This is a genomic window from Pseudomonas sp. PS02290, from assembly GCF_029960075.1.
Lineage (GTDB): Bacteria > Pseudomonadota > Gammaproteobacteria > Pseudomonadales > Pseudomonadaceae > Aquipseudomonas.
The window spans coordinates 1-14,958 of record NZ_JASCOY010000108.1; the positions used below are offsets into that span (position 1 = coordinate 1).

The 14,958-nt window shown below is 62.2% G+C and carries 10 protein-coding genes; 1 reads left to right on the forward strand and 9 read right to left on the reverse strand.

Features of this window, described 5'->3' with window-relative positions; translation table 11 throughout:
• Positions 1-19: 19 nt before the first annotated feature.
• From QMX88_RS25790 to QMX88_RS25800, 3 genes are all read right to left on the reverse strand, one after another.
• Positions 20-1,162, reverse strand: coding sequence for a M14 family metallopeptidase (locus QMX88_RS25790; protein ID WP_282373095.1), 1,143 nt, complete (start codon positions 1,160-1,162; stop codon positions 20-22).
• 156 nt (positions 1,163-1,318) lie between these two features.
• Positions 1,319-1,858 carry a DUF4880 domain-containing protein gene (locus QMX88_RS25795; RefSeq protein WP_442969498.1) on the reverse strand — a complete coding sequence of 180 codons (540 nt, stop codon included), beginning with the start codon at positions 1,856-1,858 and terminating at the stop codon, positions 1,319-1,321.
• Between the two features lie 454 nt (positions 1,859-2,312).
• Complete coding sequence (locus tag QMX88_RS25800; RefSeq protein ID WP_282373096.1) at positions 2,313-2,780, reverse strand: Lrp/AsnC family transcriptional regulator; 468 nt, start codon at positions 2,778-2,780, stop codon at positions 2,313-2,315.
• Positions 2,781-2,992: 212 nt separating this feature from the next.
• Here QMX88_RS25800 and QMX88_RS25805 point away from each other — a divergent pair, with 212 nt between their 5' ends.
• Complete coding sequence (locus QMX88_RS25805) at positions 2,993-6,478, forward strand: indolepyruvate ferredoxin oxidoreductase family protein (RefSeq protein ID WP_282373097.1); 3,486 nt, start codon at positions 2,993-2,995, stop codon at positions 6,476-6,478.
• A gap of 498 nt (positions 6,479-6,976) precedes the next feature.
• Here the strand turns inward: QMX88_RS25805 and QMX88_RS25810 are convergent, their stop codons facing one another.
• The 6 genes from QMX88_RS25810 to QMX88_RS25835 form a co-directional block, all read right to left on the reverse strand.
• Positions 6,977-8,941, reverse strand: a complete 1,965-nt coding sequence (locus tag QMX88_RS25810) for an acetyl-CoA carboxylase biotin carboxylase subunit (protein ID WP_282373099.1) — start codon at positions 8,939-8,941, stop codon at positions 6,977-6,979.
• Positions 8,941-9,792, reverse strand: a complete 852-nt coding sequence (locus QMX88_RS25815; RefSeq protein WP_282373101.1) for a gamma-carboxygeranoyl-CoA hydratase — start codon at positions 9,790-9,792, stop codon at positions 8,941-8,943. The genes QMX88_RS25810 and QMX88_RS25815 overlap by 1 nt, the downstream gene beginning before the upstream one ends.
• A gap of 17 nt (positions 9,793-9,809) precedes the next feature.
• A complete protein-coding gene (locus QMX88_RS25820) occupies positions 9,810-11,417 on the reverse strand; it encodes a carboxyl transferase domain-containing protein (protein ID WP_282373102.1) in 1,608 nt (535 codons plus the stop codon).
• 16 nt (positions 11,418-11,433) lie between these two features.
• Positions 11,434-12,597: an isovaleryl-CoA dehydrogenase gene (locus tag QMX88_RS25825; protein WP_282373103.1), complete on the reverse strand. Its 1,164-nt coding sequence runs from the start codon at positions 12,595-12,597 to the stop codon at positions 11,434-11,436.
• Between the two features lie 690 nt (positions 12,598-13,287).
• Positions 13,288-14,187 (reverse strand): hydroxymethylglutaryl-CoA lyase, encoded by a 900-nt coding sequence (locus QMX88_RS25830; RefSeq protein ID WP_282373104.1) that lies wholly within the window; start codon positions 14,185-14,187, stop codon positions 13,288-13,290.
• A gap of 54 nt (positions 14,188-14,241) precedes the next feature.
• Entirely contained in the window at positions 14,242-14,622 is a 381-nt protein-coding gene (locus tag QMX88_RS25835) for a MerR family transcriptional regulator (RefSeq protein ID WP_192173909.1), read from the reverse strand.
• Positions 14,623-14,958: the final 336 nt, after the last annotated feature.

Genomic DNA, 14,958 nt, shown 5'->3' on the forward strand with positions numbered 1-14,958 from the left:
GTCGACATCAGGCGGCGGTTCAGCGCAACACGGACACCATCTGCCCCAGGGTCGTCAGCACATCGCGGGCCAGCTGTTTCGAGCGTTGGCCTGACCAGCCGGTGACGACATCGGGGGCGTCGTCGTTGTCCTTGAACGGCATTTCCAGCGTCAGCGACAGGCATTTGTAGCGCTCGCCGACGCTGTTGCACGCCAGGTTCATGTTGGCCTGGCCCGGCGCCGATTTCGGATAGCCGTATTGGCTCTGGAAGTCCCGGGTCAAGCCGCTCAACCGCGTGCGGAAGTCGGCTTCCAGTTGCGCTTGCTGGGCGGTGTACCCTGGATTGCCTTCGCAGGCGGCGGTGAAGACGTAGGGAATTTCCTCATCGCCGTGGACGTCGAGGAACATGTCCACGCCGTATTTTTCCATCTGCTCTTTGACGAAGAACACTTCCGGGCTGAGCTCGGGGGTCGTGTCCTGCCATGCGCGGTTCAGGTCCTTGCCTTGGGCGTTGGTGCGCAGATGCCCGTGGAACGAACCGTCCGGGTTCATGTGCGGCACCAGGTACAGGTTCGCCGAGGCCAGCAAGGCCTGCAACTCAGGGTCGTTTTCCTGAAGCCGCTCGAAGATGCCTTCCATGAACCACTCGGCCATGTGCTCGCCGGGGTGCTGTTGCGCGATGATCCAGATGTTGCGCTTGCCCGCCGCGCCGTCGCCCTTGCGCAGCAGCGGAATATCACGGCCTTCGACGCTCTTGCCGGTGGCGAGCAACTGGGTGCCGGCCTTATTCAGCGCCTGATCCACCAGCCAGTCGTGGCGCTCGCGGCTGTAGGGTTCGAAGTAGGCGAACCACACCTGGGATTCGCTGGGCGTCAGCTCGAAGTTCAGCGCCTTGCCGTCGAACCGGCTCGGCACGCGGAACCAGGTTTTCTGATCGTAGGAGGCCACTGCGTTGTAGCCGGTCCAGGCGCGGTTGTAGCTCGACTCGCCGGCGTTGGTCAGGCTGAAGCCGTGGGGCTCGCCGATCTGCAGGCCGTCAACCTTGAAGTGGAACCACTGGAAATGCGCGCTGCGGGTATCGGGACGGATCGCCAGTTGCACGGCTTTGGGATGACTGGCGTCAAGCACGACAATGTTGCCGCTGTCAAAATCGGCGGAGATGGAAAGGGCGGTTTGAGTCACGGGAGCGTCCTGATTGCATGATCTGCCATTACGAAGCCGTCGGGGAGGCAAGCAGGCCAGACCTGATTGCCTCGCTGGGCTGTTATGACAATTACTTTACACGCAACCGCCAGGAGGACGGCGACAGAATAGTTCGCCAAAGAGTCAGGGTCGGCTTCAGCTATAGGCTTCGGCAGTGACCAGCAGGCCGCACAGCAACATCGTCACCAGCAACCAGCCGAAATAAACGCGCGGTTTGTGCCGATGCCAGCCACTGGCGCCGAGGACCGCGGCGGGTGGATGCAACGTGCGCCAGAACTGCTCGCTGTTCTGAAACGCCGCCAGGTGCCGGGGATCGGCGTCGAGCCAGTGACGAAACTCGATGCGCTGACTCGCCGTGGCCTGGGGGCTTTGCAGGTGCACGTACCAGCCCAGGGCCTGAAGCAGAATCGCACGGGACGGGTCATGTTCGGCGGGCTCGCTGACGCAGTGCTCAAGCGCAACCGTCATGCAGCGTTCGACGGTGCGAGCGTCCACGTCAAGCAGGCGGGCGATATCAGTGTAGGAAAGGGCGTCGAGACGGCTCAGCAGGAAAACCTGCAGCACCCTGCGCGGCAGCCGCTGAAGGCGGCGTCGGTAAAGATCAGTTTCGGCGCTCGCGCCCGGGGAGGGCGACACGGGGGAGGCAGTCATCAACGAGTCGAGGAGCTGAGTCATGGCGTCTTGCTCACTGTTTGAATAGCGGCGGTCGCGGAAAACAACGTCGTGAATGTGGAGGTTTTTACTGAATGTGTCAGTTTTTGACAGCTGCAACGGCCCATCGCTCGATCCATTTGCTATGATGCGCGCCATCGAAAAGGCAGATCACTGTCGAACCCTCTTCATTAGCCTGAAGACGCAACACCCGACCGAACCCAGACCCGAAAAGGGCATAAAAAAAAGACCCGGCCATAAGCCGGGTCAAAAACCGTGATTAGCCTGATGAGGAGATAATCCGGAAGCCGACCTAAGGCTTCTGGGTTACCAACCAGTCTCGCGACCGGTTGCGCTCAATAATAATCATTCCCATTTGAGAGTCAATGCTTTTTTCGCCCGCCGGTGAAAAGAGTTTTTCTGCGTGGGCGATCTTTGCCTGCGCCTCAGTCACTTGGCATCTCAGTCACTTGGCATCTCAGTCAATCGGCAATTCTGTCGTGCGCTTCACCACACTCATCGCGATGTTCGAATGCGCCTCATGCACATGGGGGCTTTGCAGCAGGTGGTCGCGCAGAAAACGCTCGTAGCTGGCGATGTCCTGCACGACGACTTTGAGCAGGAAATCCATGTCCCCAGCCATGGTGTAGCACTCCAGCACTTCGCGAAATCCGGTGATCGCCTCCTCGAACTCCGTCAGGTACTTGCGCCCGTGCCCGGACAGCTTGACGTCGACGAACACCGTCATGGTCAACCCGAGCTTGGCCGGGTTGAGCAGGGCCACCTTGCGCTCGATGATGCCTTCTTCTTCCAGGCGATTGATGCGTCGCCAGCAGGGCGATTGAGAGAGTTCGACGCGCTCGGCGATCTCGGCGGCGGAGAGGTTGGCGTCGTGCTGCAACAGACGGAGGATCTTGCGATCGATGGGGCTGAGCTTGACCTGCATGAATTGACCCTTTTTTATTCTTGAACGGGAACGGGCATGCACGATATGAGCAGATTCGCGCCGATTTAGGAAGAAAAAGCCTGCGTCGGGCAGGCAGTATTTTGTCTGTGACCGTTGGGCTGAACCGTCCTGGCGGCGAGGCGCTGGCAAGGCCGTAAAATGCCGCTGGCGCCGCATTCAAAACGCACTAATAAAAATAAAGGAGTGCCTGAATGTCCCTGGCTGATATTCGTCTGGACGATAAGTACCGACTCGCAAACGGCAATCTGTACCTGACCGGAACCCAGGCGCTGACCCGCCTGCCGATGCTGCAGAAGCAGCGCGACGAAGCCCGCGGGCTCAACACCGCCGGGTTCATCTCGGGCTATCGCGGCTCGCCGTTGGGCAACCTCGACAAGAGCCTGTGGGACGCCAAGGAATATCTCCAGCAGAACGCCATTCATTTCCAGCCCGGCGTCAACGAAGAGCTCGCCGCGACGGCGGTCTGGGGCAGTCAGCAAGTCAATCTGTTCCCCCACGGCAAATACGACGGCGTCTTCGCCCTCTGGTACGGCAAGGGCCCGGGCGTTGACCGCTGCGGCGACGTGTTCAAGCACGGCAACTCGGCGGGCGTTGCCGAAAAGGGCGGCGTGCTGATCCTCGCCGGCGACGACCATGGCTGCAAATCCTCGACCATCGCGCACCAGAGCGAACACGCCTTCATCGCTTCGATGATTCCGGTGCTGAACCCCAGCAACGTCCAGGAAATCCTCGATTACGGCATCATCGGCTGGGAGCTTTCGCGCTACAGCGGGTGCTGGGTGGCCATGAAGACCATCGCCGAAAACGTCGATTCCTCGGCCGTGGTCGAAGTCGATCCGCTGCGCATCCAGACGCAGATCCCCGAAGACTTCCAGATTCCCGAAGGCGGCCTGCACATTCGCTGGCCCGACCCGCCCCTCGCTCAGGAAGCGCGCCTCAACACCTACAAAATCTACGCCGCCCGCGCCTTCGCCCGGGCCAATAACCTCAACAAGGTGGTGATTGATTCGCCGCAGCCGCGTCTGGGCATTATCACCACCGGCAAGTCTTACCTCGATGTGCGTCAGGCCCTGGAAGAACTGGGTATCGACGAGGACCTGTGCGCGTCGGTGGGCATTCGCGTGCTCAAGGTCGGCATGAGCTGGCCACTGGAGCCGGTGTCGGTGCACGGCTTTGCGGAAGGGCTGGACGAAATCCTGGTGGTCGAGGAAAAGCGCAGCGTGATTGAGGATCAGCTCACCGGCCAGCTGTACAACTGGCCGGTGGATCAGCGTCCGCGCGTGGTCGGTGAATTCGATGAAGAGGGCCGTTCGCTGCTGCCGAACCTGGCTGAACTGACCCCGGCAATGATCGCCCGGGTCATCGCCAAGCGCCTTGCGCCGATCTACAGCAGCCCGAAAATTGAGGCGCGCCTGCAATTTCTGGCCGACAAGGAAAAAGCCCTTGCCGCGCCGCTGTTCAACACCCAGCGCACCCCGCATTTCTGCTCAGGCTGCCCCCACAACACCTCGACCCGTGTGCCGGAGGGCAGTCGCGCCCTGGCCGGAATCGGCTGCCATTACATGACCATCTGGATGGACCGGGAAACCGAGACGTTCACCCAGATGGGCGGCGAGGGCGTGACCTGGATCGGCCAGGCGCCGTTCACCGAAACCCCCCACGTGTTCCAGAACCTGGGTGACGGCACCTATTTTCACTCCGGGCACCTGGCGCTGCGAGCGGCGGTCGCCTCAAAGGTCAACATCACCTACAAGATTCTCTACAATGACGCCGTTGCCATGACCGGCGGCCAGCCCATCGATGGAGTGCTGCGGGTGGATCAACTGAGCCGCCAGGTGTTCAACGAAGGCGTGCAGCGCATTGCGCTGGTGTCGGATGAACCGGAGAAATACCCAAGCCGCGAGCAGTTCGCGCCGATCACCACCTTCCACCACCGTAGCGACCTTGACGCCGTTCAGCGCGAACTGCGTGAGTTCAAAGGCGTGTCGGTGATCATCTACGACCAGACCTGCGCCACTGAAAAACGCCGTCGCCGCAAACGCGGCACGATGGTGGATCTGGACAAGCGCGCCATCATCAACCCGGCCGTGTGCGAGGGCTGCGGCGATTGTGGCGTCAAGTCGGGCTGTCTGTCGGTGCTGCCGAAGGAAACCCCGGAAGGGCGCAAGCGTGAAATCGACCAGAGCGCGTGCAACAAGGACTTCAGCTGCGTCGAAGGCTTCTGCCCGAGCTTCGTCACGGTGCATGGCGGCAAGCTGCGCAAGCCACAGTTGCCCAAGCAGGCCCAGGCGTTCGCTGAACTGCCGCAGCCGACGCTGCCAAGCCTTGCTGAGCCGTACAACATTCTGCTGCCGGGTGTGGGTGGCACGGGCGTGACCACCGTCGGTGCGATGCTGGGTTATGCGGTCAATCTGGAAGGCAAGGGCTGCAGCGTGCTAGACCAGGCCGGTCTGGCTCAGAAGTTCGGCCCGGTGGTCAGCCACATCCGTATCGCCGCGCGGCAGGAAGACCTGTTCGCCGTGCGCATCGCCGCCGGTGAGGCGCATCTGCTGCTGGGTTGCGACCTGCTGGTGGCGTCGGGGCCCGATGCGATCGCCAAGCTCAACAGCGCGAAAACCCATGCGGTGATCAACAGTCAGCAGACGCCGACCGCTGAATTCACTCGCAATCCCGACGCCGAGTTCCCGGCTGAAGCGATGATGCAGACCATCCGCGAAGCCGTCGGCGCCGAGAAAACGCACTTTGTGCAGGCGACGGATCTGGCGACTAAATTGATGGGCGACAGCATTGCCAGCAACCTCTTTATGCTGGGTTATGCCTTCCAGCTGGGACTGATTCCGTTAACCTCTGCGGCCATCGAAAAAGCCATTGAGCTTAACGGCGTGGCGGTCAATCTGAACCAGCAAGCGTTCCTGTGGGGGCGTCGTGCGGCGTTTGACCTGCCGGCAGTGCAAGCAGCCGCCAATCCGCAGACCCAGCCAGCGCCGGACCCCGAACACCTGACCCTTGAGGAGCGCGTCACACGCAACGTCCATGGTTTGATCGCCTATCAGAACGGCGCGTTGAGCGAGCGTTACCTGACGCTGGTGAATCGGGTGCGGGATGCCGAAGCACGGCTGTTCCCGGGCCAGCCGCCTGCGTTGACCGAGGCGGTGGCGTTCAACTACTTCAAGCTCCTGGCCTACAAGGACGAGTACGAAGTGGCGCGGCTGTACAGCAATGGCGACTTCACCCGTCAGCTTGAAGCGCAGTTCGAAGGCGATTACCGCATCGAGTTTCACCTGGCGCCGTCCTGGCTGGCCAAGCGCGACCCGAACAACGGCACCCCGCGCAAACGCAGTTTCGGGCCGTGGATGTTGAAGGCCTTCGACGTCCTGGCACGGTTCAAATTCCTGCGCGGCACAGTGCTCGATCCGTTCGGCCGCAGCGTCGAGCGTCGGCAGGAGCGTGAGTTGATTGATGCCTATGTTGGCGACATCGAGCTGATCCTTGGCCACCTCAGTGCGAGCAACCGCCATACCGCGCTGAGTCTGGCACGGCTTCCGGAACGCATTCGCGGTTATGGTCACGTCAAGGAAAGCGCGATGAAAGCAGCGGCATTGCAGGCGGCGCGGATGCGCCAGAGCCTGGTCAGTGGCGAGGTGGAAGTGCTGAAGTTGTATGAAGTAGCGGCGTGAAAAATGAGAGGAGGTCGTTCAGGCCTCCTCCCATCTCACAGGCTGAACGCGATGAATTGTTGGACTTCTCCCAATTCAACTGGATGCACGCGGTAGTCTCGTGGGACCGGCTTCAGCCGGGAAGGGGCCAGCGATAACACCCTGAATTTTGCGGTGTGACCACTGGTGCTTTCCCGGCTAAAGCCGGTCCCACAATTCGATTTCACACCCGATTTCACTGACGCATTGTTTTAGTAGGACCGGCTTCAGCCGGGAAGAGGCCAGTGTGCGCACCCTCAATGTTGCGGTGTGCCGACTGCCGCTTTCCCGGCTGAAGCCGGTCCTACATTTGCGTTCGCACACAATCTCATTGGACACACGAATTGTTGTAGGACCGGCTTTAGCCGGGAAGGGGCCATTGTGAACGCCATCGATTTTGCGGTGCGCCACCTGACGTCTTCCTGGCTAAAGCCGGTCCTACATTCGCGTTCACGCCCGATCCCACCGGGGTTTTGACATTTATTCAGCGGCCAACTCCACCAGCACTGTCCCTTCATTGACCATCTCGCCTTCAGCGCAATACAGCGCTGCAACCGTCCCCGCCGTGTTCGCGCGGATGCTGTGTTCCATTTTCATCGCTTCCAGGACCACCAGCGGTGTACCGACCTGCACCTGTTCGCCCACGCTGACCAACACCCGAACGATGCTGCCATTCATGGGCGCGGTGAGGCCGCCCTGGTGCCCGTGGCTGGAATCCACTTCGGCAATCGGGTCAACCTGTTGAATGGCGTGTACGTCGCCCTGCCATTGCAGGTAAAGCGTGTCGGCCCGACGAATTGCAATCGTCTGGTGACGCACGACGTCCCGCTCGATCAACAGGCGCTCGCCGTTCAGCCGAACGCCTTGCTGCGAGTCACCACGCAGCACGATGCTCCGGGTTTCGGCGCCACACGCCAGGTGCAACGTCATTTCGCCAGGACCGCCGAGGCGCAGGCCGTTGATGGTTGACCAGGGTGAATGGGCGTCGTCGGTTCTGACCGCCACTGGCGCGGTGCTCAGGTATGCCCGCGCCGCCAGTTGCCAGAACGCCTCCGTCAAACCCTCAGCCGCTGGCAGCAGATCGTCCTGATAGCGAGGGATAAACCCGGTGTCCAGTTCCCCTTCGGCGAAGGCCGGGTGCGCAATGATCCGGCGCAGAAACGCAAGATTGGTGCGCAGGCCGCCGATGGCGAATCCGTCCAACATCGCCAGCAGCCGCAGACGCGCTTGTTCGCGGGTCTCCCCCCAGGCAATCAGTTTGCCGAGCATCGGGTCGTAGAACGGCGAAACCTCGTCACCTTCCGCCACACCGCTGTCCACGCGACGTCCCGGCCCTGGCGACGATTCGCGATACAGCGACAGCGTTCCGGTCGCAGGGAGAAAGTCGTTGGCCGGGTCTTCGGCATACAGTCGCACTTCAATCGCGTGGCCGTTGAGGGGAACCTCGGCCTGGGTGATCGGCAGCGGCTCGCCCTGGGCCACGCGAATCTGCCAGGCCACCAGGTCCAGCCCGGTGATCGCCTCGGTCACCGGGTGCTCGACCTGCAGGCGCGTGTTCATTTCCATGAAGAAGAAATCCCCACGGGCATCCAGCAGAAACTCCACCGTGCCCGCGCCGACATAGCCGATCGCCTGCGCCGCGCGCACAGCCGCTTCGCCCATGGCCTGACGCATCTGCGGTGTCAGGCCCGGTGCGGGGGCTTCTTCGACGACTTTCTGGTGACGGCGCTGAATCGAGCAGTCGCGCTCGTTGAGGTACAGGCAGTGGCCGTGCTGGTCGGCAAACACCTGAATTTCCACGTGGCGCGGCTTGAGCACGTACTTTTCGACGAGCATGCGCGAATCGCCAAACGACGACTGTGCCTCACGTTGCGCGGACGCCAGCGCTTCGGCCAGGTCCTCGTCGCGCTCGACCAATTTCATGCCCTTACCGCCACCGCCAGCCGTGGCCTTGAGCAGTACCGGGTAGCCGATGCGGGCGGACGCTTCGCGGAAGGTCGCGGCGTCCTGGGCGTCGCCGTGATAGCCGGGCACCAGCGGCACGCCAGCGGTTTCCATCAGCGACTTGGCCGCCGATTTGCTGCCCATGGCGTCAATGGCCGAGGCGGGCGGACCGAGGAAAATCAGGCCGGCCTGCTCGACCGCGCGGGCAAAGCCTGCGTTTTCCGAGAGAAACCCATAACCCGGGTGGATGGCCTGGGCGCCACTGGCTTTGGCGGCCGCAATCAGCTTGTCGATTTGCAGGTAACTCTCGCTGGCCTTGCTGCCGCCGAGGTTCACCGCGACGTCGGCCTCGCGTACGTGCCGAGCGTTGCTGTCCGTGGCGCTGTGCACGGCGACGGTGGTCAGGCCCATGGCCTTGGCCGTGCGCATGACCCGGCAGGCGATTTCGCCCCGGTTGGCGATCAGCACCGAATTCAGCGGTTGTGTGTGGGGGGCGCTCATCAGTGCGACTCTCCTTGTGGGGCACGCAGGGCTTGTGGTGTTTGAGACAGCGTGCCGGGTTCGCCGCGCCAGGCCGGTTCGCGCTTTTGCAGAAACGCGCGCAGACCCTCCTGGCCTTCGGCGCTGACGCGAATGCGCGCAATGGCGTTCTCGCAATAGCGGCGCAGGGCAGGGGTCAACTCACCGTCGGCGACTTCGCGCAGCAGGTCTTTGCTGACGCGCATGGCCTGGGGGCTGTTGAGCAGCAGGTTGGCGATCCAGTGTTCCAGGTGCTGCTCAAGCTCGGCGGCGGGGTAACACTCGGCCAGCAGGCCGATTTCCCGCGCCCGGGTGCCGTCGAAGCGTTCGGCGGTCAGGGCATAGCGTCGCGCGTGGCGTTCGCCAATCGCTTGCACCACGAACGGGCTGATCACCGCCGGGGCGAGGCCGATCTTCACTTCCGAGAGACAAAACTGTGCGTCTTCGGCGCCGATGGCCATGTCGCAGCAACTGATCAGGCCCAGCGCGCCGCCATAAGCTGCGCCTTGCACCAGCGCCAAAGTCGGCGCTTTGAACTTGGCGAGGTTGTACATCAACTCGCCCAGCTCCCGGGCGTCGCCCAGGTTGGTGTTGTAATCGAGGTTGGCCGACTCCTGCATCCAGGCGAGGTCTGCACCGGCGCTGAAATGTCGGCCGCGTCCGCGCAACAGCAGAAAACGCAAGCTGTCGTCCCGCTGCAACTGGTCGAGGGCGATGATCAGCTCGCGAATCATCTGCGCGTTGAAGGCGTTGTTTTTCTCCGGCCGGTTGAGCCAGAGCGTGGCGAACCCTCGTGGGTCGAGGGCGATGTCGAGGGTGGCAAAATCATTCATGGGGCGATTCTCTCGGGTCACATCCGGAACACGCCGAAGCGGGTCGGTTCGATGGCGGCGTTGAGCGAGGCGCTGATGGCCAGGCCGAGAATGTCGCGGGTCTGCGCGGGGTCGATGACACCGTCGTCCCACAGCCGGGCGCTGGAATACCAGGGGTGCCCCTGATGCTCGTACTGATCGAGGATCGGCTGGCGCAACGCGGCTTCCTCCGCGACGCTGAAGGTCTGGCCGCTGCGTTCGGCCTGCTCGCGCTTGACCTGCACCAGCACGCCGGCGGCCTGCTCCCCGCCCATCACGCCGATCCGCGCGTTGGGCCACATCCACAGGAAGCGCGGGTCATAGGCGCGGCCGCACATGCCGTAGTTCCCCGCGCCAAAGCTGCCGCCGATGATCACCGTGAACTTCGGCACTTTCGCGCAGGCGACGGCGGTGACCAGCTTGGCGCCGTGCTTGGCGATGCCGCCGGCCTCGTACTTCTGGCCAACCATGAAGCCGGTGATGTTCTGCAGAAACAACAGCGGAATGCCGCGCTGGCAGGCCAGTTCGATGAAGTGCGCGCCTTTCTGCGCGGCTTCGGCGAAGAGGATGCCGTTGTTGGCGAGGATGGCGATCGGGTAACCGTGCAGGTGGGCGAAGCCGCAGACCAGCGTGGTCCCGAACAGCGCCTTGAATTCATCGAACACCGAACCGTCCACCAGCCGCGCGATGACTTCGCGCACGTCGAACGGCTGCTTGGCGTCTGCCGGGATCACGCCGTACAGCTCGTCATCGGCATACAGCGGCGCCTGGGGTGGGCGGGTCTGCAACTGGCCGAGCTTGCGCCAGTTCAGGTTGGCCACGCAGCGTCGTGCCAGGGCCAGCGCATGGTCGTCGCTGTCGGCGTAGTGATCGGCCACCCCCGAAACCTTGCAGTGCACGTCGGCGCCGCCGAGCTCTTCAGCGCTGACCACTTCACCCGTGGCGGCTTTTACCAGCGGCGGCCCGGCGAGAAAGATCGTCGCCTGCTCGCGGACCATGATGGTTTCGTCGGCCATGGCCGGCACATAGGCGCCGCCTGCAGTGCAGGAGCCCATGACCACCGCGATCTGGGCGATGCCCTCGGCGCTCATGTTGGCCTGGTTGAAAAAGATCCTGCCGAAGTGCTCGCGGTCCGGGAACACCTCGTCCTGGCGGGGCAGGTTGGCGCCGCCGGAGTCCACCAGGTAGATGCACGGCAGGCGGTTCTGCTGGGCGATGGTCTGGGCGCGCAGGTGTTTTTTCACCGTCAGCGGGTAATACGTGCCGCCTTTCACCGTCGCGTCGTTGGCGATGATCATGCATTCGACGCCTTCGACCCGGCCAATGCCGGCGATCAGCCCTGCAGCCGAGACGTCTTCGCCGTACACGTCATGGGCGGCGAGCTGGCTGAGTTCGAGGAAGGGCGAACCGAGGTCGAGCAGGCGATTGATCCGCTCCCGCGGCAGCAATTTGCCCCGGGAGGTATGGCGTTCCTGCGCCTTGGCACCGCCGCCGCGCTGGACGTGGTCGAGCAGGCTGTGCAACGCATCGAGCTGCGTGCGCATGGCGTCGCTGTTGGCAGCGAATTCCGGCGAACGCGGGTTGATCTGGGTGTGCAGAGTGGTCATGGGGCCTCCGGCGCGGTCAGCGGGTTTCGTTGAACAGCTCACGCCCGATCAGCATGCGGCGGATCTCGCTGGTGCCGGCGCCGATCTCGTAGAGTTTGGCGTCGCGCAGCAGTCGTCCGGCCGGGAATTCGTTGATGTAGCCGTTGCCGCCGAGAATCTGGATGGTGTCGAGGGCAAACTGTGTCGCCCGTTCGGCGGCGTAGAGGATCACCCCGGCCGCGTCCTTGCGCGTGGTCTCGCCGCGCTCGCAGGCCTGGGCCACGGCGTACAGGTAGGCGCGGCTGGCGTTGAGCTGGGTGTACATGTCGGCGACCTTGCCCTGGATCAGCTGGAACTCGCCGATGCTCTGGCCGAACTGTTTGCGGTCGTGAATGTAGGGCAGCACCACGTCCATGCAGGCTTGCATGATCCCGACCGGTCCGCCGGAGAGCACGACACGCTCGTAATCCAGGCCGCTCATCAGCACCTTCACACCACCGTTCAGCGCACCGAGCAGGTTTTCTTCCGGCACCTCGACGTCATCGAAGAACAGTTCGCAGGTGTTGGAGCCGCGCATGCCGAGCTTGTCGAACTTATTGCCCCGCGAGAAGCCGTGCCAGTCGCGCTCGACGATGAACGCGCTGATGCCGTGGGCAGCTTTTTCCAGGTCAGTCTTCGCGTAGATCACGTAGGTGTTGGCGTCAGGGCCGTTGGTGATCCAGGTCTTGCTGCCGTTGAGGACGAAGCGGTCGCCCCGTCGGTCGGCGCGCAGCTTCATTGAGACCACGTCGGAACCGGCGTTGGGTTCGCTCATCGCCAAAGCGCCGACGTGCTCGCCGCTGATCAGTTTGGGCAGGTAGCGGGCTTTCTGTTCGGGCGTGCCGTTGCGATTGATCTGGTTGACGCAGAGATTGGAGTGGGCGCCGTAGGACAACGCCGCGGAGGCGGAGCCTCGGCTAATTTCTTCCATGGCGATGACATGGGCCAGATAGCCGAGGCCCGCGCCGCCGTATTGCTCATCGACGGTGATGCCCAGCAGACCCATGTCGCCGAATTTGCGCCACATGTCGGCGGGGAAGAGGTTGTCTTTGTCGATCTGTGCAGCGCGCGGGGCGAGCTCGGCAGCGACGAAGGCGCGCACCTGGTCGCGCAGCATGTCGAGGGTTTCGCCGAGGCCGAAGTTGAGCGTGGGGTAATTCATGAACTGCATCCCGTGTTGTTATTGGAGGGCTGTCAGGGGGGGAAGATGATGTGCACCTTTACGTTAACGTAAGCCTGCGGTCATGCTGATGTCAACGGGAACGAGGCATTGGCCCGGGGAATAACGGAAGGGGGAGAGGTTTACAAATGCCGGATAGCACGAAGGGGAGCCTGGGCTCCCCTTCAAGTTCGATTGCATGCTCGTTTTTATTGTTAGGTGGGCTGTTGTTGTTTTTGGCGCCCCGCCTTTTTTGCTTTTCTGAGCGACCCCCAAACGGGGCCAAGAGCAAACGTATTTTTTTGAGCGCTGATCCGCTTCGATCTTTCGATCCGACTCGACTGGTAGCTGCCTGAACGCAGTTTTATTGTTCTCAGTACGGTCGTGAGGCCAGGGCCTCAAGTAGAGCGATCCACTCCAAAAAAATCAGTTAGCTGCGTCTCTGTCCGTGTTGTTCTTGTTATGTCAGAGCCGATACGTCTTGTTTTTATTGGGTTATTGCATTTGTTATTTTTGTTGTACGTAAGACATAGCAGAAGCCATGCCAACTTTCGGAAGGTCCCGGTTTCCGGGATTTTGCGGACTTCACCGGCCTCGATTCACTGCTGAATCTGTCGCCAGGTGTTTCCGTGTTACCCGTTTCCCTGAACGCGATGGCGGGCAGGGTAACACTGTGTGACAACTTGTCGCACATCAGGCCGACAGACGTGCTCTTGCCACCCGCGAGCCGTTTGCCCGTCCGAGGGTGTCGCTGATGCGCTGGCCTGCTGCGATGAGTGTGTGCAGATCGATACCGGTCTCGATGCCCAGGCCGTTCAGCAGGTAAACCACGTCCTCGCTGGCCACGTTGCCGGTTGCGCCTTTGGCGTAAGGGCAGCCGCCGAGGCCGGCCACGGAACTGTCGAACACCTGAATGCCCTCCAGCAGGCTGGCGTAGATGTTGGTCAGCGCCTGACCATAGGTGTCGTGGAAGTGCCCGGCCAGTTTGCCGCGGGGGATCTGCCCGGCGACCACGTTGAACAGCGTGCGGGTGGCCCCCGGCGTGCCGGTGCCGATGGTGTCGCCAAGGGACACCTCGTAGCAGCCCATGGCGTACAGCTCGTTGGCGACTGCCGCCACTTGCTTCGGCGCAATGTCCCCTTCATAGGGGCAACCGAGCACGCAGGACACGTAGCCGCGAACGCTGATGCCGTGCAGCCGCGCGGCTTCCATAATCGGCAGGAAGCGGTCCAGGCTTTCGCTGATCGAGCAGTTGATGTTGCGCTGGGAGAACGATTCCGATGCGGCGGCGAATACGGCCACTTCTTTCACGCCAGCAGCGAGGGCGTCTTCGAACCCCCGCAAGTTAGGCGTCAGTGCGGCGTAGGTCACGCCGTCCCTGCGCTGGATGCCGGCGAACAGTTCGGCGGAGCCGGCCATCTGCGGCACCCATTTCGGCGAAACGAAACTGCCCGCTTCGATATAGCTGACACCGGCGTCGGCCAAGTCATGCACCAGCTGCAGTTTGTCGCTGACGCTGACGGGGCGGGATTCGTTCTGCAGACCATCCCGAGGGCCGACTTCGACCAGACGCACACGCTGAGGGAGAGACATATCGGCATCGTTCCTGAGAGGTTTGACTTGAGGTGATTGGGTTATCTGGTTGAATCAGCTGGACATTTCCAGCGCGGCTTTGCAGCGTTCTTCAGCGGTGTCCAGCTCCAGCTGCATTTGCTGAATATCCAGGAGCTGCTGATCCAGTTGAGCGCGACGCTCGGCGATTTTCTCGAGCATGGTGCTCAACTGTTTGTGATTGCCCCCAGTGGGGTCGTACAGACCGATGAGGTCGCGGCACTCGGCCAGGGAAAAACCGATGCGTTTGCCGCGAAGGATGAGTTTGAGGGTGACCTTGTCACGGGGGGAGTAAATACGCTCCTGCCCGCGGCGTTCGGGGCTGAGCATGCCTTGTTCTTCGTAGAAACGGATGGTGCGGGTGGTAATGTCCAGCTCGCGGGCGAGGTCGGAGATGCTGTAGGTGGTAGCGGTCATGGCAGTGCTCGATACGGAAGGCATGGGCGTAACGTAAGTTGGGCTTTACGTTAACGTCAAGCGGCGTTGTCAAACACTGGCCCAGCGTATGCCAATCGTAGGAGCGCGTTTTTGAGTGTAGGACCGGCTTCAGCCGGGAAAGGGCCAGCAGCCGCACCGCACAATTGATGGTGTTCACACATGATGGTGTTCACACAGGCCTCTTCCCGGCTAAAGCCGGTCCCACTAAAGACCGCGTGCACCCGTTGCTACTGGCTGGAACACCAAATTGTGGGGCCGGCGTTTGGCGGGGAGGCGGCGGGCGGGACACCCGGAATTGTTGGGGGTGTTTCGGGG

Coding starts and splice junctions, on each gene's coding strand:
- QMX88_RS25795 (WP_442969498.1), bottom strand. CDS start 1,858: ATGACTCAGCTCCTCGACTCGTTGATGACTGCCTCCCCCGTGTCGCCC.
- QMX88_RS25800 (WP_282373096.1), bottom strand. CDS start 2,780: ATGCAGGTCAAGCTCAGCCCCATCGATCGCAAGATCCTCCGTCTGTTG.
- QMX88_RS25805 (WP_282373097.1), top strand. CDS start 2,993: ATGTCCCTGGCTGATATTCGTCTGGACGATAAGTACCGACTCGCAAAC.
- QMX88_RS25810 (WP_282373099.1), bottom strand. CDS start 8,941: ATGAGCGCCCCCCACACACAACCGCTGAATTCGGTGCTGATCGCCAAC.
- QMX88_RS25815 (WP_282373101.1), bottom strand. CDS start 9,792: ATGAATGATTTTGCCACCCTCGACATCGCCCTCGACCCACGAGGGTTC.
- QMX88_RS25820 (WP_282373102.1), bottom strand. CDS start 11,417: ATGACCACTCTGCACACCCAGATCAACCCGCGTTCGCCGGAATTCGCT.
- QMX88_RS25825 (WP_282373103.1), bottom strand. CDS start 12,597: ATGAATTACCCCACGCTCAACTTCGGCCTCGGCGAAACCCTCGACATG.
- QMX88_RS25830 (WP_282373104.1), bottom strand. CDS start 14,187: ATGTCTCTCCCTCAGCGTGTGCGTCTGGTCGAAGTCGGCCCTCGGGAT.
- QMX88_RS25835 (WP_192173909.1), bottom strand. CDS start 14,622: ATGACCGCTACCACCTACAGCATCTCCGACCTCGCCCGCGAGCTGGAC.